Raw genomic sequence first — 26,005 nt, forward strand, 5'->3', positions numbered from 1 at the left:
GACAAGCCCGGCCATGACGAGCCTCAGGTGCGCCGCGCATCCCGTCGTGATCCGGCCTGATTATTCCTGCTCTGGACGAGCCCGCCTGCCGATGGTTAATCGCGTCTTAACCTCGCCCTATCTATGGTGAACTGAACCGCTTCCCGCCGGCGCCTTGGTCGCGACCGGCTGTTCCAAGAGTGCTGGCGTCCAGAATGGCTATGACCGCTTCATCCCGTGCGCCGCAGGACAGTGGAAGCTCCGATAGCGAACGCTCTCCCTTCGTCCGGCTCAACGAGCTGCTGGCGCCGCATCAGCCCGGCAAGCCTTTGATTTCGCTTGCCGTCGGCGAGCCGCAGCATCCCGTGCCCGACTTCGTCGGCCCTGTGCTGGCCAAGCACATCGCCGATTTCGGCCGTTACCCCGCGAACAAGGGCACCGACCCGTTCCGCAAGGCTGCGGGCGCTTGGCTGTCGTCGCGCTTCAAGCTGCCGCGCACCCTCGATCCCGAGAGCGAGATACTCGTCCTCAATGGCAGCCGCGAAGGCCTGTTCCTCGCCGCGATCGCGGCCGCGCGCTATGTCGGCCCACGTCCTGGCAAGCCCGCGATCCTGATGCCGAACCCGTTCTATCCGGTCTATGGCGCCGGCGCCCGCGCCGCCGCTTGCGAGCCGGTCTACCTGCCGACCACGGCCGAGAACGGCTTCCTGCCCGATCTCGACGCCATCGACGAGGCGACGCTCGCGCGCACGGTGGCGTTCTATCTGGCTTCGCCCGCCAACCCGCAGGGCTCGGTCGCCTCGCGCGATTATTTCACGCGCCTGAAGCAGCTCGCCGACCGCTACGGCTTCGTGATCCTCAGCGACGAGTGCTATTCGGAGATCTACACCCGCGAAGCGCCCGGCAGCGCGCTCGAATGCGCCGGCCCTGATTTCACCCGCGTGGTGGCGTTCCAGTCGCTGTCGAAGCGCTCAAACCTGCCGGGCCTGCGTGTCGGCTTCGCCGCCGGCGACAAAAAACTCATCGGCATGTTCCTCGAGCTGCGCAACATCGCGGCGCCGCAGGTGCCGGTGCCGCTCCAGCATGTCGCGACCGTCGCTTACGGCGACGAAGCGCATGTCGAGGAGAACCGCAGGCTGTACCGGATCAAGTTCGATCTCGCCGACCAGATCATCGGCGGTCGTTACGGCTATCGCCGGCCCGACGCCGGCTTCTGCGTCTGGCTCAACACGTCCGAAATCGGCGATGACGTGTCTGTGTGCCTGAAACTCTTCAAGGAAGCAGGCGTGCGCGTGGTGCCCGGCAGCTATCTGGCGCGGCTCCAGCCCGACGGCTTCAATCCCGGCGCAGGCTACATTCGCCTTGCGCTGGTGCAGGATGGCGAGACCACGGCGCAGGCGCTGCACCGCCTGGTCGAGACTCTGGGTTAGGCGGGGCCCGTGAGCATGTCGACAATCGAACGTGTCATTCCCCTGGTCGGCCATCTGCCGCCCTCGATCCGCGAGGGGCTGGCGCGGCGCGTGCGCGAGCTCAGCGGTCTCGGCCTGATCGCATTGTCGGGCGTCGCCTCTGCGGCTCTGATGACCTGGTCGGTCCAGGATCCCAGCCTCAGCCACGCAACGTCGCGGCCGATCCGCAACATTCTCGGCTATGCCGGCGCGATCGGCGCCGACCTTGCGATGCAGATCCTCGGGCTCGGCGCGATCATGCTGGTCCTGACGGTCGCGGTCTGGGGCTGGCGCATGCTGACCCATCGCCCGTTCGACCGCGAGGCGCTGCGGCTCGGCTCCTGGGTTCTCTGCACGGTGATCGCGGCGGGCTTCGTCAGCTGCTGGCCACATGGCGGCGCCTGGCCGCTGCCGACCGGCCTCGGCGGCGTGGTCGGCGATGCCTTGGTTCGCGCGCCCGCGGTGATCTTCGGACCGCCGGGCATGATCTATCGCATCGTGCTCGGCACGATCCTGTTCGCCGCGATGGCGGCGACCTTCCTGATCGCCTGCGGCCTTGGCGCACGCGAGCATGACGACGAACTCGCGGAGATCGAGGACGACGACAAGCCGCTCGACCAGGACGATGAGGGCGATCGCGGTTCGGTATCGCTGGGCTGGCTGTTCCACGCCTTGATGAGCACGAAGGCGCGGCTGATCTGGTTGCTTGGCGCGGCCTACCGCTCGCTGGTCTCGAGCGGACCGAAGACCAAGGCCGTTGCATTCAGCCGCCAGGAGCCGAAGCTCGGTGGCGGCCGCGCCGCGCCGTCGATCTCGCCGCAGGCCCAGGACGAGGACTACGACGACGAGCACGAAGAGGTCGAGGAAGACGAGGAAGAGGAGGAGGAGCCCGCCGCTCGCGCGCCGCGCAAGAAGGCTGCGCCCAAGGCCGCTTCCAAGAAATCCTCCGACAAGTTCGAGCTTCCGTCCGTGTCGGTGCTGGCCGCGCCGAAGGCCGGCGATCGCCAGCCGCTCAGCAAGGCCGAGCTGGAAACCAATTCGCGCGCGCTCGAAGGCGTGCTGCAGGATTTCGGCGTTCGCGGCGAGATCGTGAAGGCCCATCCGGGTCCCGTGGTCACGCTGTACGAGCTGGAGCCGGCGCCGGGGATCAAATCGTCGCGCGTGATCGGACTGTCCGACGACATTGCGCGTTCGATGAGCGCGCTGTCGGCGCGCGTCGCCGTCGTGCCCGGACGCAATGCGATCGGCATCGAGCTGCCGAACGCCCATCGCGAAAAGGTCTATCTGCGCGAGTTGCTGGTCGCCAAGGAGACCGTCGATTCGGTTGCGAAACTGCCGCTCTGCCTCGGCAAGACCATCGGCGGTGATCCCGTCATCATCGACCTCGCACGCACGCCGCACATGCTGATCGCCGGTACCACCGGCTCCGGCAAGTCGGTCGCCATCAACACCATGATCCTCAGCCTGGTCTACCGGCTGCGCCCGGACCAGTGCCGCCTGATCATGGTCGATCCGAAGATGCTCGAACTCTCCGTCTATGACGGCATTCCCCATCTGCTCACGCCCGTCGTGACCGACCCGAAGAAAGCGGTGGTCGCGCTGAAATGGGCGGTGCGCGAGATGGAAGAGCGCTACAAGAACATGGCCAAGCTCGGTGTGCGCAACATCGACGGTTACAACACGCGCTTGCTCGAATTGAAGGCCAAGGGCGAAGAGCCGACCCGCACGGTGCACACCGGCTTCGACAAGGAAACCGGCAAGGCGATCTACGAGGAAGAGAAGCTCTCGCTCGACCCGCTGCCCTACATCGTCATCATCGTCGACGAAATGGCCGACCTGATGATGGTCGCCGGCAAGGACATCGAAGGCGCAGTGCAGCGCCTGGCGCAGATGGCGCGCGCCGCCGGCCTGCACGTGATCCTCGCAACGCAGCGTCCGTCGGTCGACGTCATCACCGGCACCATCAAGGCGAACTTCCCGACCCGCATCGCCTTCCAGGTGACGTCCAAGATCGACAGCCGCACGATTTTGGGCGAGATGGGTGCCGAGCAACTCCTCGGCCAGGGCGACATGCTCTACATGGCCGGCGGCGGTCGCATCAGCCGCGTGCATGGACCTTTCGCGTCGGACGAGGAAGTCGAGAAGGTGGTGCGCCATCTCAAGACGCAGGGACAGCCGGAATATCTCGAAGCCGTCACGGCCGAAGAACCCAGCGAGGACGAGGACGGCGCGGTGTTCGACGCCTCCGCCATGGGCGCGGATGGCGGCGGCGATTTGTTCTCGCAGGCTGTTGCGATCGTCAAACGCGACCGCAAGGCCTCGACCAGCTACATCCAGCGCCGCCTGCAGATCGGCTATAACCGCGCCGCATCGCTGATGGAGCGCATGGAACTGGAGGGCATCGTCGGACCCGCCAACCACGCCGGCAAGCGCGAGATTCTGGTCGAGGAAGAAGACAGCCATATGTGAGGCGAGCCGCCTCAGACCACCATTTCACGCAAAAACGTTATCTGCTTTTGGCCGAAATCACGCTAAAAGGGCGCCCAGCCACACAGGACGACGCGTTGATCAGACATAAGGACATTCGATTCGCTGCCATCGTCGCTGCGCGAAGCGCGCGCATGGCCGGCGTGATTCTCGTCACCGCCGCAATGGTGAGTGCGGCCTCGTTCGCGCAGACCGTTCCCGTGCCGAAGCCCGCGCCGAAGGGCCGCGATGGCGGTCCGGCCGGTGGAGGACCCGCTGTCACCGGCGCGACCCAGACGCCGCCGAATCCGGTGATCCCGGATCCGCGCCGCAACGTGCCGAGCAGCATCTTCCAGACCTTCGATGCGAACCAGAAGGCCCAGGCCGCCAAGGTCAGCGCCTATTTGTCGTCATTGTCGACGCTGGTCGGAAATTTCGTCCAGGTCGGCCCCGACGGCAGCAAGACGCAAGGTGACTTCTACATCCAGAAGCCAGGCAAGGTGCGCTTCGAATATGACGCGCCGAGCCCGATCGACATCGTCGCCGACGGCTCGTCGCTGGTGGTGCGCGACCGCAAGCTCGCGACGCAGGACGTCTATCCGCTGTCGCAGACACCGCTGCGTTTCCTGCTGTCCGACCGCATCGACCTGATGAAGGACACCAACGTCGTCAACGTCTCGGCCGACGACGTCTTCGTCAGCGTCACCATCGAGGAGAAGCAGGCGCTGGTCGGCACCAGCCGCCTCCTGCTGATGTTCGGCGCCAAGGACGGCCAGTTGAAGCAGTGGACCGTCACCGACCCGCAAGGCTACGACACCACGATCGCGGTCTATAATCTGGACACGAGCAAGAAGCTCGATCCCGGCATGTTCAAGATCGATTTTACCAATTACGGCCCGTCGCCGGGCTAGCTGCCGTAGGGTGGGTTAGCCGAAGGCGTAACCCACCATCTCGGTCCGCAAATGTGGAAGCATGGTGGGTTACGCTGCGCTAACCCACCCTACGATTCCGCCCCTGTGGACAAGCATTTTCCTCGCGCCAATCCATGCTAAGACGCATCCCTCATGCGTTTTTCCCTGACAACCTGGAACATCAATTCGGTGCGGCTGCGCATCGATCTGGTCGCAAAATTTCTCAAGAGCGCGCGGCCGGACGTGCTGTGTCTCCAGGAGACCAAGTGCATCGACGACGCCTTTCCGCTGAAGCGCTTCAAGCGGCTCGGTTACGAGCATGTCGCGCTGAACGGGCAGAAGGGCTATCACGGCGTCGCCATCGTCTCGAAGATTCCGTTCGAGTCGAAGGACATTCGCACCTTCTGCGACAAGGTGGATTCACGCCACATCTCAGTGTCGTTCGGTGAGAAGGCCGGGATCGCAAAGCCGTTGGTGGTGCATAATTTCTACGTGCCGGCCGGCGGCGACATTCCCGATCCCGCGCTGAACGAGAAATTCGACCACAAGCTCCGCTTCCTCGACGAGATGAAGGCGTGCGAGCCGTTGCATCCGCGCGGCGAGGATCGCCACATCCTGGTCGGCGATCTCAACGTCGCCCCGCATGAGAACGACGTCTGGTCGCACAAGCAGCTTCTGAAGGTGGTGTCGCACACGCCCATCGAAACCGAGAAGCTGCAAGCCGCGCTCGCCGCCGGCGAGTGGGTCGACGTCGCGCGCGAGCGCATTCCGATGTCGGAAAAGGTCTACACGTGGTGGAGCTACCGCTCCGCCGATTGGACCGTCGGCGACCGCGGCCGCAGGCTCGACCACATCTGGGTCTCGCGCGCGCTGAAAGATGCGGTCAGTGATTTCAGGATTTTGCGCGAGGCGCGGAGCTGGGAGCGTCCGTCGGACCATGTGCCGGTGACGGTGACGCTCGATGTATGATCTTGTAGCCCGGATGGAGCGCAGCGAAATCCGGGGCAGTTTTTCCGGAGGCACGAATCCCGGATTGCGCTTCGCTCCATCCGGGCTACGACAGTCACGACGTCAGCTTCGCGCCCGCCATCAATATATCGCTGGCGATCTGGCTGGAGCGCACCGCGAATTCATCGCGCAGACGAACGGCGGCGGGGGGGTCGCTTTCGAGCACGCGCTGAAACAGGCTGCGCGCGACGCGGATGACGGAGGCGTGCTCGATCGCAATCGCGCTCGACGGCCGCTTCATCGGCACGATCAGCGCGAGCTCGCCGATCAGCGCACCGGGACTTGCGATCATCTCCGCGCCGGCGCCGTCGTCGACCCGGAAGGCGCCGCGCTGGACCACGAAGCCCGCATCGGCATCGTCGCCAAGATTGAACAAGACGTCGCCGCGGACGAAGTCACGCTGCTCGGAACCGATCGCCAGCATGCGCAACGAAGCGTCTCCCAACAGGCGCAGTGTCGGGACACGCTCGAGAAGCGCTACATCGTCGTCGATTGACATTCAGGTCCGGGGCTCAAGGGCATGCAATCTAAAACGATTCGCACGCCCCAGAAGCGTATCACGGCACCAGCTTGTAGCCACCGGCTTCCGTGACCAGGATTTCCGGGTTGGCGGCGTCCTTCTCGATCTTCTGGCGAAGGCGGTAGATGTGGGTTTCCAGCGTGTGGGTGGTAACGCCGGAATTGTAGCCCCAGACCTCCTGGAGCAGGGTCTCGCGCGAGACCGGCATCTGGCCGGCCCGGTAGAGGAAGCGGAGGATCGCGGTTTCCTTCTCCGTCAGCCGGACCTTGCGCGCGTTGGCGGCGGTCAGCATCTTGGAGCCGGGCCGGAAAGAGTAGGGGCCGACCGAGAACACCGCGTCCTCGCTGGCTTCGTGCTGCCGGAGCTGGGCGCGGATGCGCGCCAGCAGCACGGCGAAGCGGAAGGGTTTTGCGACATAGTCGTTGGCGCCGGATTCCAGCCCCAAAATCGTGTCGGAATCGGTGTCATGCCCGGTGAGCATGATGATCGGAGCCTTGAACCCGCCCTTGCGCAAAGAACGGACCACTTCGCGGCCATCCGTGTCGGGCAGGCCAACATCCATCAGGACGAGATCGGGGGCATTGGCCTTCGCGGCGCTCGCGCCCTTGGCGCCGGTATCGACCGCGGAGGCTTCAAATTCTTCGTGCAGCGACAATTGCTCCACCAACGTATCGCGCAGATCGGTATCGTCATCCACGATCAGGATCTTGCGGGCATTGGCCATAGGGGGTCATCCTTTTGGGGTCCGGCGCGGCGCGCATCCATGCTGCACCCAGCCGAGAGGGAAGTTTAGGGGTCGAAATTATTATTGTTGTTCGTCTTGAAGTAGTGGGCTGTTACCGATTCACAAGCCAGAACCACTCTAACCCAGAATAGCAGGCCGTTTTGATGAATGTCCTGTAATGAATTCGACATCGCACGTTCGCATGAAAAATAAAGCTGCTTCAGCTAGTTACACCATGAACCGAAGCGCCGGGCCGCTCTCGGCGATCCGCGTTAAGGCTGCCGCCGGGAATCCGCGCCGGGGCTGGCTGACCGCCGGAGCGCTGACGATTCCGGTGGCGCTCGGACGCGGCGGCATTCTGGCGAACAAGCGCGAGGGCGATGGCGGCACCCCGAGGGGCAGCTTCCGTCCCAGGCGATTGTGGTGGCGGGGCGACCGGCACAGCCGCCCGCAGACCTTCCTGCCGGCCCGGATCATCACCGGCGAGGACGCCTGGTGCGAGGATCCCAAAGACCGTCACTACAATCAGGGAATCCGCCTCGGCGAGGGGCAGGGCGGTGACCGGCTCAAGCGGGCCGACCATCTCTATGACTTCATCATCGAAATCGACCACAACACCAGGCCGCGGATCGCCGGCCGGGGCAGCGCGGTGTTCTTGCATCTCGCGCGCGACAATTTCGGCCCGACCGCAGGCTGCGTCTCGATGACCCAAGCGGCGATGCGACAATTGCTGCGGCGGCTGGGACCAAAAACAAAAATCATCATCGGGTGAGGACACATGCTCGACAGGGATCAGATCGCCGCCGCTTCGCAGGTCCTGGTCAAACATTGGCGTGACGGCACCAAGCTTGATGCGCTGGAGCCACGGTTGCGGCCACAGAGCCGCGCCGAGGGATATGCCGTGCAGGCTGCGCTCAACGGGACATTGTTCGGCTGGAAGATCGCGGCAACGAGCGAGTCCGGACAGAAGCACATCAATGTCGCGGGACCGCTGGCCGGCCGGATCATGAGCGACACCGTGATCGCCGATGGCGGCACCGCCTCGATGAAGGGCAACGCGATGCGCGTCGGCGAACCCGAGTTCGCTTTCCGTATGGGACGCGATCTGCCGCCGCGCACGGCGCCGTATACTGTCGACGAGGTGCTCGCCGCCGTGGACAGCTTGCATCCCGCGATCGAGATTCCCGATTCGCGCTTTGCCGACTTTGTCAGCGCCGGCGAGGCGCAGCTGATCGCCGACAACGCCTGTGCGCATCTGTTCGTGCTGGGCGCAGCGACGCATGCGGACTGGCGCGCCATGGATCTCGTCGAGGAGCGGCCGCAGATCACGTTGCGCAGCCAGCGTTATCTCGGCCACGGCAAGAACGTGCTCGGCGATCCCCGAACTGCCCTGGCCTGGCTGGCCAACGAGCTGCGTGGCCTCGGCATCACCTTGCGGGCAGGGGAGGTGGTGACCACGGGCACGTGCCATCCGCCGCTGCCGATCCAGGCGGGTGATCAGTTCGTGGCGGATTTCGGCGTGCTGGGAACGGTGTCGGTGGGGTTTGAGTGATCTCTGTCGTCCCGGCGAAGGCCGGGACCCATAACCACAGGGAGAGGTTTGGCGAAGACTAGGAGTTAGCGAATGTCGCCGATACCAACACCGCGCGCCAACAAGAGATCACGCGGTATGGGTCCTGGCCCCCGTGCGCAATTGCGCACTAGGCCGGGACGACCCAAAACAACTTCGCTACTTCACCGGCTCTCACCGGTGCCCGAAGATCGCACTTCCCACGCGCACATGGGTGGCGCCGAGCATGATCGCGGTCGCATAATCCGCGCTCATGCCCATAGAGAGCTTTTTCAATCCATTGCGCGCGGCGATCTTGGCGGTCAGCGCGAAATGCGCGGCCGGCGGCTCGTCCACCGGCGGGATGCACATCAACCCGGAGATCGTCAGTCCATAGGTGGCGCGGCAGCTCGCGATGAAGGCATCGGCCTCGCCGGGGGCGATGCCCGCCTTCTGCGGCTCCTCACCGATATTGATCTGGACGAACAATTCCGGGTGCTTGTCCTGGGATTCGATTTCCTTGGCTAACGCCTGGCAAATACTCGGGCGGTCGACAGAATGGATGGCATCGAACAGCGCGACCGCCTCTTTCGCCTTGTTGGATTGCAGCGGCCCGATCAGATGCAGCGCGATACCGGGGTAAACAGAAGTTAACGCGGGCCACTTGCCTTTGGCCTCCTGCACGCGATTTTCGCCGAATACGCGCTGTCCGGCGTCGATGACCGGGGTAATTGCATCCGCGGCGAAAGTTTTCGACACCGCGATCAGCGTCACGGAGCCACGTTCGCGCCGCGCATCCTTGCAGGCGCGCGCGATTTCGGCTTCGACCGCGGCGAGCGCGTTTGGTGAATGGCCGGTTAGCGGCGCGGCGTTGGCTTCGGTCATGATGTCGCATCGGAGCTGATTGTTGCGGAGCTAGTTCTAATTTTACCGAGTTCAAGAAAGAGTTTTTGAACCCTTTGCTTTACCTTAGCCGCGGGGTGGGCAGCGAAGATGGCAAACGTCAGTTTCAACCGCAAACGAGCGAAACTCAAGCAGGTTCTCGGAATCCGGGCGCGGCTTGCGTTGCTCGCGGTAATTCTGGTGACGCCTTTGATGTTCGAGCGCATCCGCTCGCTCGAAGACACGCGCACGCGGCAGATCGCGCAGGCCACGACCGAATTCACCACCGTTGCAAGGCACAGCGCCGATGCGCAGCGCGAGGTGATCTCGTCGGTCGAGACCATCCTGAAATCGGAAGCTTTCATCCGCGCCTCCGCCGGCGGCATCAGCAAGAGCTGCGACGTCCTGCGCGCGAGCCTGCCGTCGAATCTCCCCTGGATCCGCACGCTTCTGATCGCCGGCCAGGACGGACGCATCCAGTGCGCCACCAACAACATGTATGTCGGCCTCGACCTCAGTGACCGGCCTTACTTCCAGCAGGCGCAGGAAACCGGCCGCTTCGTGCTGAGTGACTTCATCCTGTCGCGCCCCGTGCCGACACCGACCGTCATGGCGGTTTACCCGGTGTCCGCCTTCAGCGGCGTAGCGGATGCCGTCGTGCTCGCCACCGTCAACCTCGACTGGATGTCGAAGGTCATGAGCAATCTGGGTGGTCGCGCCGGCATCACGGCCGTGCTGGTCGACAGCGCGGGTACCGTGCTGGCCGCACCGGCCGACCAGCACAGCGCGATCGGACGTCCGCTCGATAACATGCCGCTGATGTCCGCGATCGCCGACAAGGCGCTGAGGTCTGACCAGGACGAAGGTTCACTCTCTTTCCTCGCAGCCGACGGCTCCCGCCGCGCGGTCAGCTTTATCCGCATCGCCGGGACCAATGCCCGCCTGATCGCCAGCATCGACGAGGACAAGGTGTCCGCCGCTGTGAGCCGCGACATCCGCACCGCCTATCTTCAGCTGGCCTTTGTCGTGCTATTCGTGCTGCTCGGCGCACTGATCGCAGCCGAGAAACTGGTGATCAAGCCGATCAGGATGCTCGCCGACATGGCCAAGCGTCTGGGCGAGGGTGATCTGTCGGCGCGCGCCGCACGCAATCGCCTGCCATCCGAGTTTGTGCCGCTGGCCCGTGCGTTCAACGCGATGGCCGCGCAGCTCAGCCAGCGCGAACGCGAGCTGATGGCCAGCAATGACCGACTCACGGTGATGGCCTCGATCGACATGTTGTCGGGGCTCGCCAACCGCCGCGGCTTCCAGAGTCGCCTAGATTTCGAATGGATGCGCGCGCAGCAATATGGCAGCGACCTCGCGCTTCTGATGATCGACGTCGACCATTTCAAGCTGTTCAACGACACCTATGGCCATCTCGAAGGCGATTCCTGCCTGACCAGGCTCGGCGAATCGCTGTCCGGCATCGCCGCCGACACGATGGGCTTCGCGGCCCGCTACGGCGGCGAGGAATTCTGCCTGTTGCTGCCGAACACCGACGTCGCGCGCGCCGTTGAAATCGGCGAACAGGCGCGCGCGGCCGTGCTGAAGCTGTGCCTGCCGCACATCACCTCCGACCACATGATCGTCACCGTCTCGATCGGTGTTGCCGCGACAAAGCCCAACGAGAGCCTGCGTCCGGGCGATTTGATCGAAGCCGCCGATGCCGCGCTCTACGCCGCCAAGCACCGCGGTCGCAACAACGTCGTCGAACACGGCATCACGGTGATCGACAACGGCGCGGCGGAAATGATGATGGCGGGTTGAGGGCTAACCCGCAGCCCCGGCGGCATCGAGTTCGCTCTCGGTGACCACGCGATTGCGGCCGCTGTTCTTGGCGAGATAGAGCGCGCGATCGCAGCGCTCGATGAAATCGGTGATCGCTTCGCCGCTCCGGTACTGCGCAACGCCGATCGATACGCTGATATGGGGCAGGACCTCGCCGGTGGACCGGCGCGTGATCCTGCATTCCGCGATCGCGTGTCTGATGCGCTCGGCGATCTCGGCGCAGGCGGCGAGATCGGCATCCGGCAACACCGCGATCAGCTCCTCGCCGCCATAGCGGGCCGACAGGTCCTGCTCGCGGACCTTTTCGCGCAGCACCTTGGCCATCAGGCGCAGCACCTGGTCGCCGACGCCATGGCCGAAACTGTCGTTGAAGGTCTTGAAGTGATCGATGTCGAGCATCAGCATGCTGAGCGGCTCGCCCCAGTCCGCAGTCGCCTGCGCCTTGCGCAGGAATTCGTCGAGCGCCCGGCGGTTGGCGAGGCCTGTGAGCGTATCGGTCCGGGCACGCTCCTCGGATTTGGAAAGGGAGGCGCGGATCACGTCGAGTTCGCGGGTCTTTTCCGCAAAGCCAGCCTCGAGCCGCGTCGCGCGGGTCGCCGCGCGTCCCAGCTCGTTCATGAGCTGGGCGACCAGCGCTTTGGGATCGACACCGGCCTTGCCCTGGTCCGCGACCTCGTTGATCGCCTGCATCTGGGAGTGATTCTCGGCAATCGCAGTTGCAAGAAAATCCTTCGCCGCGCCCATAAGGGTGTGGAGCCGCTCGGACGTGTCGACGACGATAGCACCCACCTGGGGCGCGACGTAGGTCTCGAACAGATCCTGATTGGTCCTGACGTCAAAGGGCCGATTGTGATCGATCAGGAGATCGATCGCGTTGCGCAGATCGTCATGGCTTCCCGCGAAATACTGGAACCAGACGGCGAAATTGGCCGGCGTGGCAGGGATCCGCTGTTCGGCCATGCTCCGCATCGCCCGTTCGGCAACGGACGCGGCATAGTCGTAATCGGGATCGTCGAAGCTGGCGTCCATCACAAGTCTTGAGAATTCTGGTTGGTCGCAAACTCGCATCGCCCCCTTAATCCCACCCCAACGCGGCCTCAGTAGTTATGCGGTGCAGCACCGATGGTTCCCAAATTGCGGCAACCCATTGACCCCTTGAGGACTTCTATGGCCTAGTCCGCCGTCTTTAGACGGCCAAATCCACGAAAACCCAACGATTCCATGACCTCCGAACGCTACAACGCCCGCGACGCCGAACCGCGCTGGCAAGCCGCCTGGGACCAACAGGCGATCTTCGTCTCCAGGAACGACGATCCGCGGCCGAAATACTATGTGCTGGAGATGTTCCCCTACCCGTCGGGGCGCATCCATATCGGCCATGTCCGCAATTACACGCTTGGCGACGTACTGGCCCGCTTCATGCGGGCCAAGGGTTTCAACGTGCTGCACCCGATGGGCTGGGACGCTTTCGGCCTGCCGGCCGAGAACGCCGCGATCGAGCGCAAGGTGGCGCCGAAGGCCTGGACCTACGACAACATCGCCGCGATGAAGAAGCAGCTCCGCTCGATCGGGCTGTCGCTAGACTGGAGCCGCGAGATCGCGACCTGCGATCCCAGCTACTACAAGCACCAGCAGAAGCTGTTTCTGGATTTCCTGCGCGAAGGCCTCGCCGAGCGCGAAAAGCGCAAGGTGAACTGGGACCCCGTCGACATGACCGTGCTCGCCAACGAGCAGGTGATCGACGGCAAAGGCTGGCGTTCCGGTGCCGTTGTCGAGCAACGGGAAATGAACCAGTGGGTCTTCAAGATCACGAAGTACTCGCAGGAGCTGCTGTCGGCGCTGGATACGCTGGATCGCTGGCCTGACAAGGTGCGGCTGATGCAGCGCAACTGGATCGGCCGGTCCGAGGGGCTGTTGATCCGCTTCGCGCTCGACGCGGCGACGACGCCGGCCGGCGAGAGCGAGCTGAAGATTTTCACGACGCGCCCCGACACGCTGTTCGGCGCGAAATTCATGGCGATCTCGGCCGATCATCCGCTGGCACAGGCGGCCGCCGCCAAAAACCCTGCGCTCGCCGCGTTCATCGGCGAGATCAAGCGGATGGGCACGGCGCAGGAGATCATCGACACGGCTGAGAAGCAGGGTTTTGACACCGGCATCCGCGCGGTCCACCCATTCGATCCCTCCTGGAAGCTGCCGGTCTATGTCGCCAACTTCGTGCTGATGGAATACGGCACCGGCGCCATTTTCGGCTGCCCCGCCCACGACCAACGCGACCTCGATTTCGTCAACAAGTACGCTCTCGGCAACACGCCGGTGGTGTGCCCCGAGGGCCAGGATCCCAAGAGCTTTGTCATCACCGATACCGCCTATGACGGTGACGGCCGCATGATCAATTCGCGTTTCCTCGACGGCATGACCATCGATCAGGCCAAGGACGACGTGGCGAAGCGTCTCGAGACCGAGCTGCGCGGCAACGCGCCGGTCGGCGAGCGTCAGGTCAATTTCCGCCTGCGCGACTGGGGCATTTCACGCCAGCGTTATTGGGGCTGTCCGATCCCCGTCATCCACTGTCCGAAGTGCGATGTGGTGCCTGTGCCGGATGCCGACCTCCCCGTGGTGCTGCCGGAGGATGTGAGCTTCGACAAGCCAGGCAACGCGCTCGATCATCACCCGACCTGGAAGCACGTCACCTGTCCGCAATGCGGTGGCAAGGCGCAGCGCGAAACCGACACCATGGACACTTTCGTGGATTCGTCCTGGTACTTTGCGCGCTTCACCGATCCCTGGAACGAGAACGCGCCGACGACGCCAGAGGTCGCCAACCGGATGCTGCCGGTCGACCAGTATATCGGCGGCGTCGAGCACGCGATCCTGCATCTGCTCTACAGCCGCTTCTTCACGCGCGCGATGAAGGCGACCGGGCACATCGCACTGGACGAGCCGTTCGCCGGCATGTTCACGCAGGGCATGGTGGTGCACGAGACCTACCAGAAGGCCGACGGCACCTACGTCCAGCCGGTCGAGGTGAAGGTCGAGACCGGCGCCAATGGCCGCCGCGCGACGCTGCTGACGTCAGGCGAAGACATCCAGATCGGCCCGATCGAGAAGATGTCGAAGTCGAAGAAGAACACGGTCGACCCCGACGACATCATCGAGACCTACGGCGCCGACGTCGCGCGCTGGTTCATGCTGTCGGATTCCCCGCCCGAGCGGGACGTGATCTGGAGCGATGAGCGCGTTCAGGGCGCCTCGCGCTTCGTGCAGCGGCTGTGGCGGCTGGTGAACGATTCCGTGGAACCCGGCAAGAGTGCGCCGGCGGCCCGGCCGGCCAGCTTCGGCCCGGACGCCATCGCCTTGCGCAAGGCCGCCCATGGCGCGCTGGACAAGGTCACCACCGGAATCGAGCGGCTGCACTTCAACGTCTGCCTCGCCCATATCCGCGAATTCAGCAATGCGTTCGCAGAGATATTGCAGCGTCCCGGCCAGCCGGCCCCAGATTTGGCCTGGACGATCCGGGAGGCCAGCCAGATCCTGGTCCAGCTGTTCTCCCCGATGATGCCGCATCTGGCCGAGGAGTGTTGGCAGGTTCTCGGCCACAGCGGGCTGGTTTCCGAGGCCGATTGGCCCCAAATCGAACGCGATTTGCTGGTTGAAGACAGTGTGACCCTGGTGGTTCAGGTCAACGGCAAGAAGCGGGGTGAGGTCACAGTTGCAACAGCGGCCGAGAATCCGGAAATCGAGGCTGCCGTTTTGGCCCTCGATGCGGTAAAACTGGCCCTGGACGGCAAGCCCGTCCGCAAGGTGATTATCGTCCCCAAGAGGATCGTGAATGTTGTCGGCTAGGATCCGCATCGCAGCCCGCTTGCTGGCGGTCGCCGCACTGGCGGCCATGACGGCTGGCTGCTTCCACCCGATGTATGCCGAGCACACCGACGGCACGCCCGGCCTGCGCGAGAAGCTGATGGGGGTCGATCTGCCCCCGATCGCCAAGTCCAATGCCTCGCGCGAAGCCCGCGTCGGCGTCGAGGTCCGCAACGCTCTCGCCTTCAAGCTCTATGGCACCGCCACCGGCATGCCGCCGACCCACCGCCTGGAGATCCGCTTCTCGAGCGGCAAGTCGTCGCTGATCGTCGATCCCAACACCGGCCTGCCGAGCAGTGAAAACTACGGCCTCGACGCCCAGTACAATCTGATCGAGGTCGTCAGCGGCAAATCGGTGATGACCGGCACCACCTTCTCCCGCGTGACCTACGACATGCCCGGCTCCTATCAGCGTTTCAGCCGCAACCGCGCGGTACGTGATGCCGAGGATCGTGCCGCCAACGAGATCGCCGAGAACATCACGACTCGCCTCGCCTCGTTCTTCACCGCGGGCACTTAATTCATCCCGTCATCCCGGTTCGCCCGGACTGACGAATCCCAGGCACCATGGTCGCGCTGCGCGGAAAAGAGATCGACGCCTATCTCGCCCGCCCCGATGCGGGCCGTCCGATCATCCTGCTCTACGGTCCTGACGCCGGACTGGTCCGCGAACGCGCCGATGCGCTGATCGCCTCGGCTGTTGACGATCCCAACGATCCGTTCTCGCTGGTCAAGGTCGATGGCGACGAGCTCTCCGCCGAGCCGTCGCGCCTCGTCGACGAGGCCATGACGGTGCCGCTGTTCGGCGGCCGCCGCGCCATCCGCGTGCGCGCCGGCTCGCGCAGCTTCGCCAGTGCTATCGACACGCTGGCGGAGATGGGCGTCAGGGATTGCCGCATCGTGATCGAGGCCGGTGAGCTGCGTCCGGAATCGCCACTGCGCAAGGCCTGCGAACGCGCCAAGGCGGCCGTCGCGATCGCTTGCTATCCCGATACCGAGCGCGACCTCGCCAAGCTGATGGAAGACGAGCTCCGCATCGCCAATTTGCGCATCGCGCAGGACGCCCGCGCGGCGCTGATGTCGTTCCTCGGCGGGGACCGCCAGGCCTCGCGCAACGAGCTGCGCAAGCTCACGCTCTATGCCCACGGCAAGGGCGAGATCACGCTGGATGACGTGATGGCCGTGGTCGCCGATGCGTCGGAGCTGAAACTCGATCCGATCGTCGATGGCGCCTTCGCCGGGCGGCCCGAGATCGTCGAGAACGAGTTTGCCAAAGCCATGATCGCCGGCACCTATCCTGGCATGATCATCTCCGCGGCGCAGCGCCAGGCGGCGTGGCTGCACAAATCGGCGCTCGCGATCGCCGACGGCACGCCGGCTTCCGCCGTGCTCGACAGCGGTTATCCGCGCCTGCATTTTTCACGAAAGCCCGCGGTCGAAACTGCACTGCGTAATTTCAGCGTGGCGCGGCTCGCCGTCATCATCGAGCAGCTCGCGACCGCCGCGCTCGACACCCGCAAGCAATCCACTCTCGCCGCCGCCATCGCCCAGCGCACGCTGATGGCGATCGCCGCGAACGCGAAGCGGCGGGGCTGAGCACCGCGCTCCCTCGTCATTGCGAGGAGCCCTTGCGACGAAGCAATCCAGAATCTCTCCGTGGAAAGATTCTGGATTGCTTCGCTGCGCTCGCAATGACGTGTGGATCGGCATGAGGTCCTGGCTTTCGCCAGGACGACACCAAGGGCCTACAGCGCGCCCTTCGCCAGCCGCCGCATCACCTCGTCGAGCTGATCGAGGTTGCGGTAGTTGATCTGGACCGAGCCGCCGGGGTCGCGGTGGCTCACCGTGACCTTGAGCCCGAGCGCGTCGCTGACGCGCTTCTCGAGGTCGACCGTGTCGGGGTCCTTTTCCTTCCCCCCCGTGCGTGCCTTCTGCGGCCTGCGCTCCGGCACGCCCTCTTCATGCGCCAGTGCCTCGGTCTGGCGGACGTTGAGGCCTTCGTCGACGATGCGCTTGGCAGCGGCGACCGGATCAGGCACGCCGATCAGCGCGCGGGCATGACCAGCAGTCAGCTCGCCGCTCGTGATCAAGGCTTGCACCTCGGCGGGAAGCTTCGTCAGCCGCATCATGTTGGCGATGTGGCTGCGGCTCTTGCCGACGACTTTGGCAATGTCGTCCTGGCTGCGTTTGAACTCATTGGCGAGCGCGTGATAGCCGAGCGCCTCTTCCATCGGGTTGAGATCTTCGCGCTGCACGTTCTCGACGATCGCGAACTCCAGCGCATCGCTGTCGCTGATGTCGACGGGAACGATCGGCACTTCGTGCAGCCCGGCCATTTGCGACGCGCGCCAGCGCCGTTCGCCGGCGATGATCTCGAAGCGGTCCTGCGCCCCCTTCACCGGGCGGACCACGATCGGCTGGATCACGCCGTGCTGCCTGATCGAATCGCTGAGCTCCCTGAGCTCGCCTTCCGAAAAGGTGCGGCGCGGGTTGCGCGGATTGGGCTTGATGAACTCGATCGGCACCTTGCGTTGCGCGCGCGGGCGATCGACATGCTGAGCCTCACCGCCGACGTCACCGATCAGACTCGCAAGACCCCGGCCCAGTCGCGAACGCGCTTCGTCGGCCATTGCCAGCTCCCTTGGATTCACGCTGCAGCACTCCAGAACTGAATTGTCGTAGGGTGGGCAAAGCGAAGCGTGCCCACCAGTTAGTCATGTGCGGAAGATGGTGGGCACGACGAAGACGCCTTTGCCCACCCTACAGCACCTCTAATGCGTCGTCCGCAGCTCGCGCTCGCGCTGGATCACTTCGGTGGCGAGCCGCAGATAAGCTTCGCTGCCGACGCATTTGAGATCGTAGACCAGCACCGGCTTGCCGTAGGACGGCGCCTCCGAGATGCGCACGTTGCGCGGGATCATGGTCTTGTAGACCTTCTCGCCCATGAACTGCCGGACGTCGGCAACGACCTGGTTCGAGAGATTGTTGCGCGAGTCGAACATGGTCAGCACGATGCCGTGGATCGACAGATTCGGATTGAGCGTCGAGCGCACCTGCTCCACCGTCTGGAGCAATTGCGACAGACCTTCGAGCGCGAAGAACTCGCACTGAAGCGGCACCAGGATTGCGTCGGAAGCCGCCATCGCGTTCACGGTGATCAGATTGAGCGAGGGCGGACAGTCGATCAGCACGTAAGTGTAATCGGCGTCGGGCGAGACGTTGTTGTTGAGCGCGCTGATCGCGTCACGCAGCTTGTACGCACGACCGGGCGTGGTGCCGAGCTCGAGCTCGAGGCCGGAGAGATCCATGGTCGAGGGCGCGATATGCAGCCGCGGCACTGCCGTCGACACCACCGCTTCCCGCAGGCTCGCCTCGCCCACCAGAACGTCATAGGTCGAGCAGGAGCGATTGCGGCGATCGATGCCGAGTCCGGTCGAGGCGTTGCCCTGCGGATCGAGATCGACGATCAGGACACGTTCGCCGATCGCAGCGAGCGCCGTGCCGAGATTGATCGCCGTGGTTGTTTTTCCCACGCCGCCCTTCTGATTCGCCAGCGCCAGGATGCGCGGATGACCCTGCGGGACGGCGGCGGTCTGTTCCTGCTGCGGTTCGTCAATCACGCTCATCGCAAATTCCCCACTCGGCCCCTGACGCCTCACCCGCGCCGTTCGACGGAAGCCAGCTCGACGATCCAACCGTCACCTGTACGGCTTTGGTGGAGCTGCGGCTGAATATTCCAATATTTAGTAGCTTCGGTCAATTCAGACTCTACATCTTGACCTTTGAGAAACAGCGCTTTTGCGCCCTGGCGCATCAGCGGCTCCGCAAAGCCGATGAGTTGATGTAGCGGAGCCAGTGCACGCGCGGTGACGCAATCGACCGGGCCGGTGATTCTATCCACATTATCCCCGATCTCAGCGAGATGTACGACTCCCGGAGATGTAGTTATGCGGATGGCTTCGCGCAGGAAGGCTGCCTTCTTGGCGATTCGCTCGACCAGATGGACGCTCGCCCCGGCCGTCCCCACCATGGCGCAGGCCAGGACGACGCCCGGAAAGCCGCCGCCGCTGCCGAGGTCGGCCCAGCGCTTGGCCGACGGGGCGAGGGCGACGAGCTGAAGCGAGTCGGCGATGTGCCGGGTCCAGAGATGCGGCAATGTCGAGGGCGCGACGAGATTGGTCTTGGCCTGCCACTCCCGCAGCAGCGCGATGTAGCGATCGAGCCGGGTTTCGGTTTCATGTGAAACGGGCGCGAGCTTGAGCGCCGCAATCTTGTCGGCCGCGATGACGGCGTCCAACGATCGATCGTTGGCGCTGGCCTTGTCGATCTTCGGCCTGGTCGGCGCCGGTTCGGAGCGACGACCGGCGCCCTCACCCGCCGAGGGTTTCTCTGATGACGATCTGGCGCCGCCCGGCCCGCGCTGTTTCACGTGAAACCTATGCGATTGCTTTGGAAGTCTTCCGCGCTTCGCGGCGGAGATAGGCCGCAAGGATGCCGAGCGCCGCCGGCGTCATGCCGTCGATTCGGCCGGCTTGGCCAACGGTGAACGGCCGCGCCTTCTCCAGCTTGGCCCGCACCTCGTTGGAGAGACCGGGGACCTGCTGGTAATCGACGTCCGACAACACCATCCCCTCGTCCCGCCTGAAGGCTTCAACGTCGGCGCTCTGGCGCTCCAGATAGACATCGTATTTCGCGTCGATCTCGAGATGGGTGGCAATGACGGGATCAATGGCAGCGAGCTCCGGCCAGATCGCACGGACCTGGCTCCAGCCGATGTCGGGATAGGCCATCAGCTCGAAGGCCGAGCGACGCTGGCCGTCCCGGTTCAGCGTGAGACCCTGCTTGATGGCCTCGTTCGGGGTGATCGTCAGGGACTTCGAGAGCGCTCGAGCCGCATTCAGCGCGTCCATCTTGGCGCGATGATGCGCGGTCCGGGCGCTCCCAACGCAACCCAACGCGATGCCCTTCTCGGTTAGACGCTGGTCGGCGTTGTCCGCCCGCAGCGTCAGCCGGTACTCGGCCCTGGAGGTGAACATCCGATAGGGTTCGCTGATGCCGCGGGTGACGAGGTCGTCGATCATCACGCCGAGATAGCCGTCGGCCCGGTCGAACACCGTCAGCGCGGCGCCGCTCGCAGCCAATGCTGCGTTCAACCCAGCCACGATGCCCTGACCGGCGGCTTCCTCATATCCGGTCGTGCCGTTGATCTGCCCGGCCAGGAACAGGCCGCGCAGACGCTTGGTCTGGAGGGTTGGATCGAGCTCACGCGGATCGACGTGGTCATATTCGATGGCGTAGCCCGGCCGGACCATCTTCACCCGCTCCAGGCCCGGAATGGTCGCGAGGATGGCGAGCTGAACTTCCTCCGGCAACGACGTCGAGATGCCGTTGGGATAGACGGTGCTGTCGTCGAGCCCTTCCGGCTCCAGGAATATCTGGTGACCGTCGCGATCGCCGAAGCGAACGATCTTGTCCTCGATCGAGGGGCAATAGCGCGGTCCGGAGCTCTTGATCTGGCCCGAGTACATCGGAGAGCGATGGACATTGGCCCGGATCACGTCGTGGGTGGCGGAATTGGTCCGGGTGATCCCGCACTGGATCTGTGGCGTCGTGATCCGCTCGGTCATCACGGAAAACGGCTCCGGAGGCTCGTCTCCCGGCTGCATTTCGACCGCCGACCAGTCGATCGTCGAGCCATCCAGCCGCGGCGGAGTGCCCGTCTTGAGCCGCCCAAGGGTGAACCCGGCGCGCTCGAATGAGGTCGAAAGGCCCATCGCAGGCGCCTCGCCGACCCTGCCGGCCGCCCAGTTCTTCTCGCCAAGATGGATCAGTCCGCGGAGGAAGGTGCCGGTGGTGACGACGACAGCCCCTGCCCGAAGTTCACGGCCATCCGCCAGGCGCAGGCCGATTACCCGTCCCTCGACCACGATCAGCTCGTCCGCCTCGCCTTCGACGACGGAAAGACCCTCGGTCTCCCGGATCGCCGCCTGCATCGCGGCCGCATAGAGCTTCCGGTCGGCCTGCGCACGCGGACCACGCACCGCCGGGCCCTTACGGCGATTGAGGACGCGAAACTGGATGCCGCCGGCGTCGCCGACCCGGCCCATCAGACCATCGAGCGCGTCGACCTCGCGAACCAGATGGCCCTTGCCGAGACCGCCAATGGCGGGATTGCAGGACATCGCGCCGACGGTGGAGAAACGGTGCGTGACAAGAGCGGTCGCCGCGCCCATCCGGGCAGAGGCAGAAGCGGCCTCACAGCCGGCGTGGCCGCCGCCAATCACGATGACGTCGAAGCTCTCTCGCTCTGTTCGCATGGCGGACTTCTAACTCACAGGCGGGGAAGCCGGAAGCGGAAACTGGAGAGGCGTTGTTTCACGTGAAACGGAGCAAAGCGGAGCCCAAACGTTTTCCGCGAAAACAACCCCATGCACAGTAGAGTGGCCCTTGGAAACATTGTCGTTTTTTTGTGAGAGAAAAACGGGTCACGAGGGAAAGCGTAGTCCCAAGGCCAAAACGGCTCAGTGATCGGACCGCGACGGCAGGACCGTACCCCAAGGCATTGCGAGCGGACCGACGCAATCCAAGATCTTTCCGCGCACGCGCTCCTAAGGTGTTACCGCTCGCAGCGCGCCCCCGCGCACAAACCGGCGACTTAGTCGGCGAGGTTTCACGTGAAACATCTGGCACCGCGCCGCCTTGTTTCACGTGAAACTGAAGAAGTGGAACAAAGGCTAGTTCTACAATGAAGAACTAGCGCTACTTTCCAACACAGAATTTCTGGAAAATGGCCCCTAGGACGTCCTCGACATCCACCCGACCCAGCAGCCGGCCCAAGGCATAGGCGGCAGCCCGCAGCTCTTCGGCGGCAAGCTCCTCGCCCTCTTCTACTAGCTCCAGACTCCGGCGCAAGCTGTCCGACGCCCGGCGCAGCAGATCCCGCTGCCGGGCCCGGGTCACCAACGCGCCCTCCGTCGTTCCGAAGAAGTCGGCGGCGAATTTCACGAGGGCATCGACCAGCTCGGGAATGCCGTCCCCCCGGCTCGCCGCAATTCCGAACTCACCGCTCGGTCGGACGTCCCCGACGCCGCCGAGATCGATCTTGTTGCGCACGATCCAGACCGAGCCGCCGGAGCAACTGCCTGCGTTGCCGGACTTCCCCAGCGACGGTATCGCGGCCGGATCGACAGCGCGCCCAGCCTCCACCAGCCACAACACGAGGTCGGCATCTTCGGCTCGGGCTCGCGCCCGGCGAACACCCTCCTGCTCCACCGGATCGTCGGTCTCGCGAATGCCGGCGGTGTCGATCACCGTGACGGGATAACCATCGAGATCGAGCTGCACCTCGATCACATCACGTGTCGTGCCGGCATGCGGCGAGACGATCGCGACGTCGCGGCGCGCGAGCTGGTTGATCAGCGTCGACTTGCCGACATTCGGCTCGCCCGCAATCGCAACCACCAGGCCGTCGCGCAAACGTTCAGCTTGTCCCTGTGCCGCAAGGACTTCTGCAATTTCGGCATGCAGCGCGCCGATCGCCTTGACCGCAGGCGCCATCAACTCGGCGGGCACATCGCCCTCGTCGGAGAAATCGATGCCGGCCTCGATCAAGGCCGAGGCGTCGATGATGCGCTCGCGCCAGTCGCGCGCGCGATTGCCGAGGAGACCCTGCAACTGCCGTAACGCCTGGCGGCGCTGGCGGTCGGTGTCCGCATGAATGAGATCGTCGAGGCCCTCCGCCTCGGTCAGGTCGAGCTTGCCGTTCTCGAAGGCGCGCCGGGTGAATTCGCCGGGCTCGGCGGCGCGCGTTTTCGGAATTACGGAAATGGCGGCAAAGAGTGCGGCCAGCACCGCGCGCCCGCCATGGACGTGAAATTCGGCGACGTCCTCGCCGGTCGCGCTGCCCGGCCCCGGAAACCACAGCACCACCGAATCGTCGATCGGCCGGCCCGCGCCGTCATGAAGGAGCCGGCGGCTGGCCTGTCTCGGCGCCGGCAGCTTGCCCGCCAGCGTCGTCAGCACCAGGCTGGCGCTTGGCCCGGAGACGCGCACCACCGCGAGCGCGCTCGGCGGACGGCCGGACGACAGCGCAAAGATGGTCTGGTCTCGCGGATGCATGGCCTATTTGTCCGGCTGAAAGAGAAAAGGCAAATATCCGTTTTGGCAGACAAATCGCGCGATTATGCTGCACCAATTCCCGCAGCAAAGCCGATGTTGCGACGCAATAAATTCGCGAGCGTCTGCTGCAAGAACCACTTCCAACGGAATGGGATATGTCCCTCGATTTCGCTATTTTCAAATCATATCAATATGTTAGGCGAGATCCGCTCCAAGCGGCAAACACCCCACCATGCTGCACCTTCGCTGCAGCAAAGCCGCACAACGAAAAAGGGCGCCCGAAGGCGCCCTTTGATCATGCTGCACCGCAATCAGGTGTTCATCGAGTCGAAGAACTCCGAATTGCTCTTGGTCGAACGCAGCTTGTCGAGCAGGAAGTCGATTCCGTCCATCGTCCCCATCGGGTTCAGGATGCGGCGGAGCACGTACATCTTCTTCAGGACCACCGGATCGGTGATCAGCTCTTCCTTGCGGGTGCCGGAGCGCGAAATGTCGATCGCCGGGAAGGTCCGCTTGTCCGAAACCTTGCGGTCGAGGATCAGCTCGGAGTTGCCGGTGCCCTTGAACTCTTCGAAGATGACTTCGTCCATGCGGCTGCCGGTATCGACCAGCGCGGTCGCGATGATCGTCAGCGAGCCGCCCTCTTCGATGTTGCGGGCGGCGCCGAAGAAGCGCTTCGGCCGCTGCAGCGCGTTGGCGTCGACACCGCCGGTCAGCACCTTGCCGGATGACGGCACCACGGTGTTGTAGGCGCGGCCGAGGCGGGTGATGGAGTCCAGCAGGATCACGACGTCGCGGCCATGCTCGACCAGACGCTTGGCCTTCTCGATCACCATCTCGGCGACCTGGACGTGGCGCACCGCCGGTTCGTCGAAGGTCGAGGAGACGACCTCGCCCTTCACCGAGCGCTGCATGTCCGTGACTTCTTCCGGACGTTCGTCGATCAGGAGCACGATCAGATAGCACTCGGGATGATTATGCGCGATCGAGTGCGCGATGTTCTGCATCAGCACGGTTTTACCCGTGCGCGGCGGCGCGACGATCAGGGCGCGCTGGCCCTTGCCGATCGGCGCGACGATGTCGATCACCCTTGCAGACAGGTCTTTCCGCGTCGGATCGTCGATTTCCATGCGGAAGCGCTGATTCGGAAACAGCGGCGTGAGGTTGTCGAAATTGACCTTGTGCTTGGCCTTTTCCGGGTCCTCGAAATTAAGCGTGTTGACCTTCAGCAGCGCGAAATAGCGCTCGCCCTCTTTCGGGCTGCGGATGTGGCCCTCGATGGTGTCGCCGGTGCGCAGGCCAAAACGGCGGATCTGCGAGGGCGAAACGTAGATGTCATCCGGGCCCGGCAGGTAATTCGCATCGGGCGAGCGGAGGAAGCCGAAGCCGTCGGAGAGAACCTCGACGACGCCTTCGCCGACGATGTCGGTCTCGGCGAGCGCAAGCTGCTTGAGGATGGCGAACAGCAGCTCCTGCTTGCGCATGGTGCTGGCATTCTCGACCCCATTCTCTTCCGCGAACGAGACGAGCTCGGCCGGCGTCTTCGACTTGAGGTCCTGGAGTTTGATTTCCCGCATTGGGGTGGTCCTGTGGGGTAACCTGGGAGGGGGGTGCGAGGAGGCTCTGAAATGCGGACGCGAAAAGGTAAGGTCCGCAGGTCTGGCAAGGAGAGCGCCGGTGAGGCTTCAAACCTGATGGGGTGTCCGGCCTCTGGAAAGCTCAGACACGACCACATCCGCCTGCGTTGGGTGGGATATCGCTAATATAGAAAATCGCCTCACACTCCGCAAGCAGAAGCACTGAGCGATTGTTCGCGGCTCCTGCCTAGAACGGCTTCACGATCACCATGATGACGATCAGAATCATCAAGGCAGTCGGTACCTCGTTGATAATGCGATAAAATTTCTGGCTTCGGGGACGCCGGTCCGCCGCGAAATCCTTCAACCAGCGCGAAAAAAAGCCGTGGACCGCCGACATTGCCAGGACCAGTGCCAGTTTTACGTGCAGCCAGCCGAAGCTGAACCAATGTCCAGCCCAGGCCAGGTAGAGCCCGGCGAGCCAGGTCACGATCATGGCGGGATTGATGATCGCCTTGAACAGCCGCCGTTCCATGGTCTTGAACGTTTCCGACTGCTTCGAGCCGATCTCGGCCTCGCAATGATAAACGAACAGCCGCGGCAAATAGAGCATGCCCGCCATCCAGGAGATGACGGCGATCACATGCAGCGCCTTGATCCAGAGGTAGACGTCTTCAAACATGTCTGGGGTCCGGATTCCTGCCCAGCCGAGGGGGAACGCTGGGGATAGTAAGGAGTCGTTAAGGTCTTGCCTGCACACATATCCGTCCGTAGCGCCCTTCTCCAATAAGAATCTTAGATTCTTAAGGTTTGAGTCTATGTGACGGTGAATTGGACTCACACATTTCCGTCCGCCCGTTCACACGCGCTTGTTCACATCCATCAACATATCCCTGATCGCTCTGTCCGCTTTCGATAAGTCGGTCAGCTTCAAAGGCTTGCGCGTTTCTGTCGGCAGCTTATCAAGAGGGTTATCGACGCAATCCCGTTTCCCTTTCGGCAGGGCGCCGAAGTTGTTCTCAGGGGCAGTGGTGTGAAGAAAATTGGCACTTGTCCCGCCCCCGGTGTCGCACATCCCTTTCCAAGGGGTTAAGCTCCACAGAAATCCACAAACCACACCGGTTTCATA

22 protein-coding genes are annotated in these 26,005 nt (G+C 63.9%); 10 read left to right on the top strand and 12 right to left on the bottom strand.

The genetic code is table 11. From position 1 onward, the window contains the following. Positions 1–194: 194 nt before the first annotated feature. The 4 genes from ACVIN2_RS20345 to xth all read left to right on the top strand — a co-directional run bounded on the left by ACVIN2_RS20345 (position 195) and on the right by xth (position 5,773). The gene (locus ACVIN2_RS20345; protein ID WP_456766905.1) at positions 195–1,409 is read left to right on the top strand and encodes an aminotransferase class I/II-fold pyridoxal phosphate-dependent enzyme; all 1,215 of its coding nucleotides are present in this window, start codon (positions 195–197) and stop codon (positions 1,407–1,409) included. A 9-nt stretch (positions 1,410–1,418) separates the two neighbouring features. Beyond that, entirely contained in the window at positions 1,419–3,896 is a 2,478-nt protein-coding gene (locus ACVIN2_RS20350; protein WP_456766906.1) for a DNA translocase FtsK, read from the top strand. 152 nt (positions 3,897–4,048) lie between these two features. Beyond that, entirely contained in the window at positions 4,049–4,804 is a 756-nt protein-coding gene (locus tag ACVIN2_RS20355; RefSeq protein WP_456769767.1) for an outer membrane lipoprotein carrier protein LolA, read from the top strand. Positions 4,805–4,957: 153 nt separating this feature from the next. Further along, the gene (gene xth, locus ACVIN2_RS20360; RefSeq protein ID WP_456766907.1) at positions 4,958–5,773 is read left to right on the top strand and encodes an exodeoxyribonuclease III; all 816 of its coding nucleotides are present in this window, start codon (positions 4,958–4,960) and stop codon (positions 5,771–5,773) included. A gap of 94 nt (positions 5,774–5,867) precedes the next feature. On the opposite strand, the gene ACVIN2_RS20365 is transcribed toward xth, so the two are convergent. Together ACVIN2_RS20365 and ACVIN2_RS20370 are read right to left on the bottom strand one after the other, a co-directional pair. After that, positions 5,868–6,311 carry a cyclic nucleotide-binding domain-containing protein gene (locus ACVIN2_RS20365; RefSeq protein WP_456766908.1) on the bottom strand — a complete coding sequence of 148 codons (444 nt, stop codon included), beginning with the start codon at positions 6,309–6,311 and terminating at the stop codon, positions 5,868–5,870. A gap of 58 nt (positions 6,312–6,369) precedes the next feature. Continuing rightward, on the bottom strand, positions 6,370–7,056 hold the full coding sequence (locus ACVIN2_RS20370) for a response regulator transcription factor (RefSeq protein ID WP_007598630.1): 687 nt from the start codon (positions 7,054–7,056) through the stop codon (positions 6,370–6,372). Positions 7,057–7,291: 235 nt separating this feature from the next. On the opposite strand from ACVIN2_RS20370, the gene ACVIN2_RS20375 reads away from it, so the two are divergent. Together ACVIN2_RS20375 and ACVIN2_RS20380 are read left to right on the top strand one after the other, a co-directional pair. After that, on the top strand, positions 7,292–7,828 hold the full coding sequence (locus ACVIN2_RS20375) for a L,D-transpeptidase family protein (protein ID WP_456766909.1): 537 nt from the start codon (positions 7,292–7,294) through the stop codon (positions 7,826–7,828). 6 nt (positions 7,829–7,834) lie between these two features. Then, positions 7,835–8,608 carry a 2-keto-4-pentenoate hydratase gene (locus tag ACVIN2_RS20380; protein WP_456766910.1) on the top strand — a complete coding sequence of 258 codons (774 nt, stop codon included), beginning with the start codon at positions 7,835–7,837 and terminating at the stop codon, positions 8,606–8,608. 192 nt (positions 8,609–8,800) lie between these two features. Here ACVIN2_RS20380 and ACVIN2_RS20385 read toward each other — a convergent pair whose 3' ends face one another. Then, positions 8,801–9,490, bottom strand: a complete 690-nt coding sequence (locus tag ACVIN2_RS20385; protein WP_456766911.1) for a YggS family pyridoxal phosphate-dependent enzyme — start codon at positions 9,488–9,490, stop codon at positions 8,801–8,803. Positions 9,491–9,598: 108 nt separating this feature from the next. On the opposite strand from ACVIN2_RS20385, the gene ACVIN2_RS20390 reads away from it, so the two are divergent. Further along, complete coding sequence (locus tag ACVIN2_RS20390) at positions 9,599–11,296, top strand: diguanylate cyclase domain-containing protein (RefSeq protein ID WP_027566259.1); 1,698 nt, start codon at positions 9,599–9,601, stop codon at positions 11,294–11,296. 3 nt (positions 11,297–11,299) lie between these two features. Here ACVIN2_RS20390 and ACVIN2_RS20395 read toward each other — a convergent pair whose 3' ends face one another. Then, complete coding sequence (locus ACVIN2_RS20395) at positions 11,300–12,346, bottom strand: GGDEF domain-containing protein (RefSeq protein WP_456766912.1); 1,047 nt, start codon at positions 12,344–12,346, stop codon at positions 11,300–11,302. Positions 12,347–12,538: 192 nt separating this feature from the next. Between ACVIN2_RS20395 and leuS the strand changes: the two genes are divergently transcribed. The 3 genes from leuS to holA are packed head-to-tail and all read left to right on the top strand — an operon-like array spanning position 12,539 to position 16,777. Then, on the top strand, positions 12,539–15,163 hold the full coding sequence (gene leuS, locus ACVIN2_RS20400; protein WP_456766913.1) for a leucine--tRNA ligase: 2,625 nt from the start codon (positions 12,539–12,541) through the stop codon (positions 15,161–15,163). Further along, a complete protein-coding gene (gene lptE / locus ACVIN2_RS20405; RefSeq protein WP_456766914.1) occupies positions 15,150–15,701 on the top strand; it encodes an LPS assembly lipoprotein LptE in 552 nt (183 codons plus the stop codon). The genes leuS and lptE overlap by 14 nt, the downstream gene beginning before the upstream one ends. Positions 15,702–15,748: 47 nt before the next feature. Continuing rightward, positions 15,749–16,777 (top strand): DNA polymerase III subunit delta, encoded by a 1,029-nt coding sequence (gene holA, locus ACVIN2_RS20410; RefSeq protein WP_456766915.1) that lies wholly within the window; start codon positions 15,749–15,751, stop codon positions 16,775–16,777. Positions 16,778–16,926: 149 nt separating this feature from the next. Here holA and ACVIN2_RS20415 read toward each other — a convergent pair whose 3' ends face one another. The 8 genes from ACVIN2_RS20415 to ACVIN2_RS20450 all read right to left on the bottom strand — a co-directional run bounded on the left by ACVIN2_RS20415 (position 16,927) and on the right by ACVIN2_RS20450 (position 25,951). After that, complete coding sequence (locus ACVIN2_RS20415) at positions 16,927–17,811, bottom strand: ParB/RepB/Spo0J family partition protein (protein ID WP_456766916.1); 885 nt, start codon at positions 17,809–17,811, stop codon at positions 16,927–16,929. Between the two features lie 141 nt (positions 17,812–17,952). Beyond that, a complete protein-coding gene (locus ACVIN2_RS20420) occupies positions 17,953–18,807 on the bottom strand; it encodes a ParA family protein (RefSeq protein ID WP_007598621.1) in 855 nt (284 codons plus the stop codon). 29 nt (positions 18,808–18,836) lie between these two features. Beyond that, the gene (gene rsmG / locus ACVIN2_RS20425; protein ID WP_456766917.1) at positions 18,837–19,478 is read right to left on the bottom strand and encodes a 16S rRNA (guanine(527)-N(7))-methyltransferase RsmG; all 642 of its coding nucleotides are present in this window, start codon (positions 19,476–19,478) and stop codon (positions 18,837–18,839) included. 139 nt (positions 19,479–19,617) lie between these two features. Further along, entirely contained in the window at positions 19,618–21,498 is a 1,881-nt protein-coding gene (gene mnmG / locus ACVIN2_RS20430; RefSeq protein WP_456766918.1) for a tRNA uridine-5-carboxymethylaminomethyl(34) synthesis enzyme MnmG, read from the bottom strand. A 442-nt stretch (positions 21,499–21,940) separates the two neighbouring features. After that, entirely contained in the window at positions 21,941–23,299 is a 1,359-nt protein-coding gene (gene mnmE, locus ACVIN2_RS20435) for a tRNA uridine-5-carboxymethylaminomethyl(34) synthesis GTPase MnmE (RefSeq protein ID WP_456766919.1), read from the bottom strand. A gap of 311 nt (positions 23,300–23,610) precedes the next feature. Continuing rightward, positions 23,611–24,876, bottom strand: coding sequence for a transcription termination factor Rho (rho, locus tag ACVIN2_RS20440; RefSeq protein WP_007598612.1), 1,266 nt, complete (start codon positions 24,874–24,876; stop codon positions 23,611–23,613). 247 nt (positions 24,877–25,123) lie between these two features. After that, positions 25,124–25,558 (bottom strand): protoporphyrinogen oxidase HemJ, encoded by a 435-nt coding sequence (gene hemJ, locus ACVIN2_RS20445; protein WP_456766920.1) that lies wholly within the window; start codon positions 25,556–25,558, stop codon positions 25,124–25,126. 177 nt (positions 25,559–25,735) lie between these two features. Next, positions 25,736–25,951, bottom strand: a complete 216-nt coding sequence (locus tag ACVIN2_RS20450; protein WP_456766921.1) for a hypothetical protein — start codon at positions 25,949–25,951, stop codon at positions 25,736–25,738. Positions 25,952–26,005 lie beyond the last annotated feature (54 nt).

Source organism: Bradyrhizobium sp. USDA 3650 (genome assembly GCF_054057395.1).

What these genes read in the sequence shown, in the direction of transcription:
- xth (WP_456766907.1), top strand. Translation starts at nt 4,958, where the DNA reads ATGCGTTTTTCCCTGACAACCTGGAACATCAATTCGGTGCGGCTGCGC.
- ACVIN2_RS20395 (WP_456766912.1), bottom strand. Translation starts at nt 12,346, where the DNA reads ATGGACGCCAGCTTCGACGATCCCGATTACGACTATGCCGCGTCCGTT.
- ACVIN2_RS20420 (WP_007598621.1), bottom strand. Translation starts at nt 18,807, where the DNA reads ATGAGCGTGATTGACGAACCGCAGCAGGAACAGACCGCCGCCGTCCCG.
- ACVIN2_RS20415 (WP_456766916.1), bottom strand. Translation starts at nt 17,811, where the DNA reads ATGGCCGACGAAGCGCGTTCGCGACTGGGCCGGGGTCTTGCGAGTCTG.
- ACVIN2_RS20370 (WP_007598630.1), bottom strand. Translation starts at nt 7,056, where the DNA reads ATGGCCAATGCCCGCAAGATCCTGATCGTGGATGACGATACCGATCTG.
- ACVIN2_RS20380 (WP_456766910.1), top strand. Translation starts at nt 7,835, where the DNA reads ATGCTCGACAGGGATCAGATCGCCGCCGCTTCGCAGGTCCTGGTCAAA.
- ACVIN2_RS20385 (WP_456766911.1), bottom strand. Translation starts at nt 9,490, where the DNA reads ATGACCGAAGCCAACGCCGCGCCGCTAACCGGCCATTCACCAAACGCG.
- mnmG (WP_456766918.1), bottom strand. Translation starts at nt 21,498, where the DNA reads ATGCGAACAGAGCGAGAGAGCTTCGACGTCATCGTGATTGGCGGCGGC.
- ACVIN2_RS20450 (WP_456766921.1), bottom strand. Translation starts at nt 25,951, where the DNA reads ATGTGCGACACCGGGGGCGGGACAAGTGCCAATTTTCTTCACACCACT.
- ACVIN2_RS20365 (WP_456766908.1), bottom strand. Translation starts at nt 6,311, where the DNA reads ATGTCAATCGACGACGATGTAGCGCTTCTCGAGCGTGTCCCGACACTG.
- ACVIN2_RS20375 (WP_456766909.1), top strand. Translation starts at nt 7,292, where the DNA reads ATGAACCGAAGCGCCGGGCCGCTCTCGGCGATCCGCGTTAAGGCTGCC.
- ACVIN2_RS20355 (WP_456769767.1), top strand. Translation starts at nt 4,049, where the DNA reads ATGGCCGGCGTGATTCTCGTCACCGCCGCAATGGTGAGTGCGGCCTCG.
- ACVIN2_RS20345 (WP_456766905.1), top strand. Translation starts at nt 195, where the DNA reads ATGGCTATGACCGCTTCATCCCGTGCGCCGCAGGACAGTGGAAGCTCC.
- lptE (WP_456766914.1), top strand. Translation starts at nt 15,150, where the DNA reads ATGTTGTCGGCTAGGATCCGCATCGCAGCCCGCTTGCTGGCGGTCGCC.
- leuS (WP_456766913.1), top strand. Translation starts at nt 12,539, where the DNA reads ATGACCTCCGAACGCTACAACGCCCGCGACGCCGAACCGCGCTGGCAA.
- hemJ (WP_456766920.1), bottom strand. Translation starts at nt 25,558, where the DNA reads ATGTTTGAAGACGTCTACCTCTGGATCAAGGCGCTGCATGTGATCGCC.
- holA (WP_456766915.1), top strand. Translation starts at nt 15,749, where the DNA reads ATGGTCGCGCTGCGCGGAAAAGAGATCGACGCCTATCTCGCCCGCCCC.
- rho (WP_007598612.1), bottom strand. Translation starts at nt 24,876, where the DNA reads ATGCGGGAAATCAAACTCCAGGACCTCAAGTCGAAGACGCCGGCCGAG.
- mnmE (WP_456766919.1), bottom strand. Translation starts at nt 23,299, where the DNA reads ATGCATCCGCGAGACCAGACCATCTTTGCGCTGTCGTCCGGCCGTCCG.
- ACVIN2_RS20390 (WP_027566259.1), top strand. Translation starts at nt 9,599, where the DNA reads ATGGCAAACGTCAGTTTCAACCGCAAACGAGCGAAACTCAAGCAGGTT.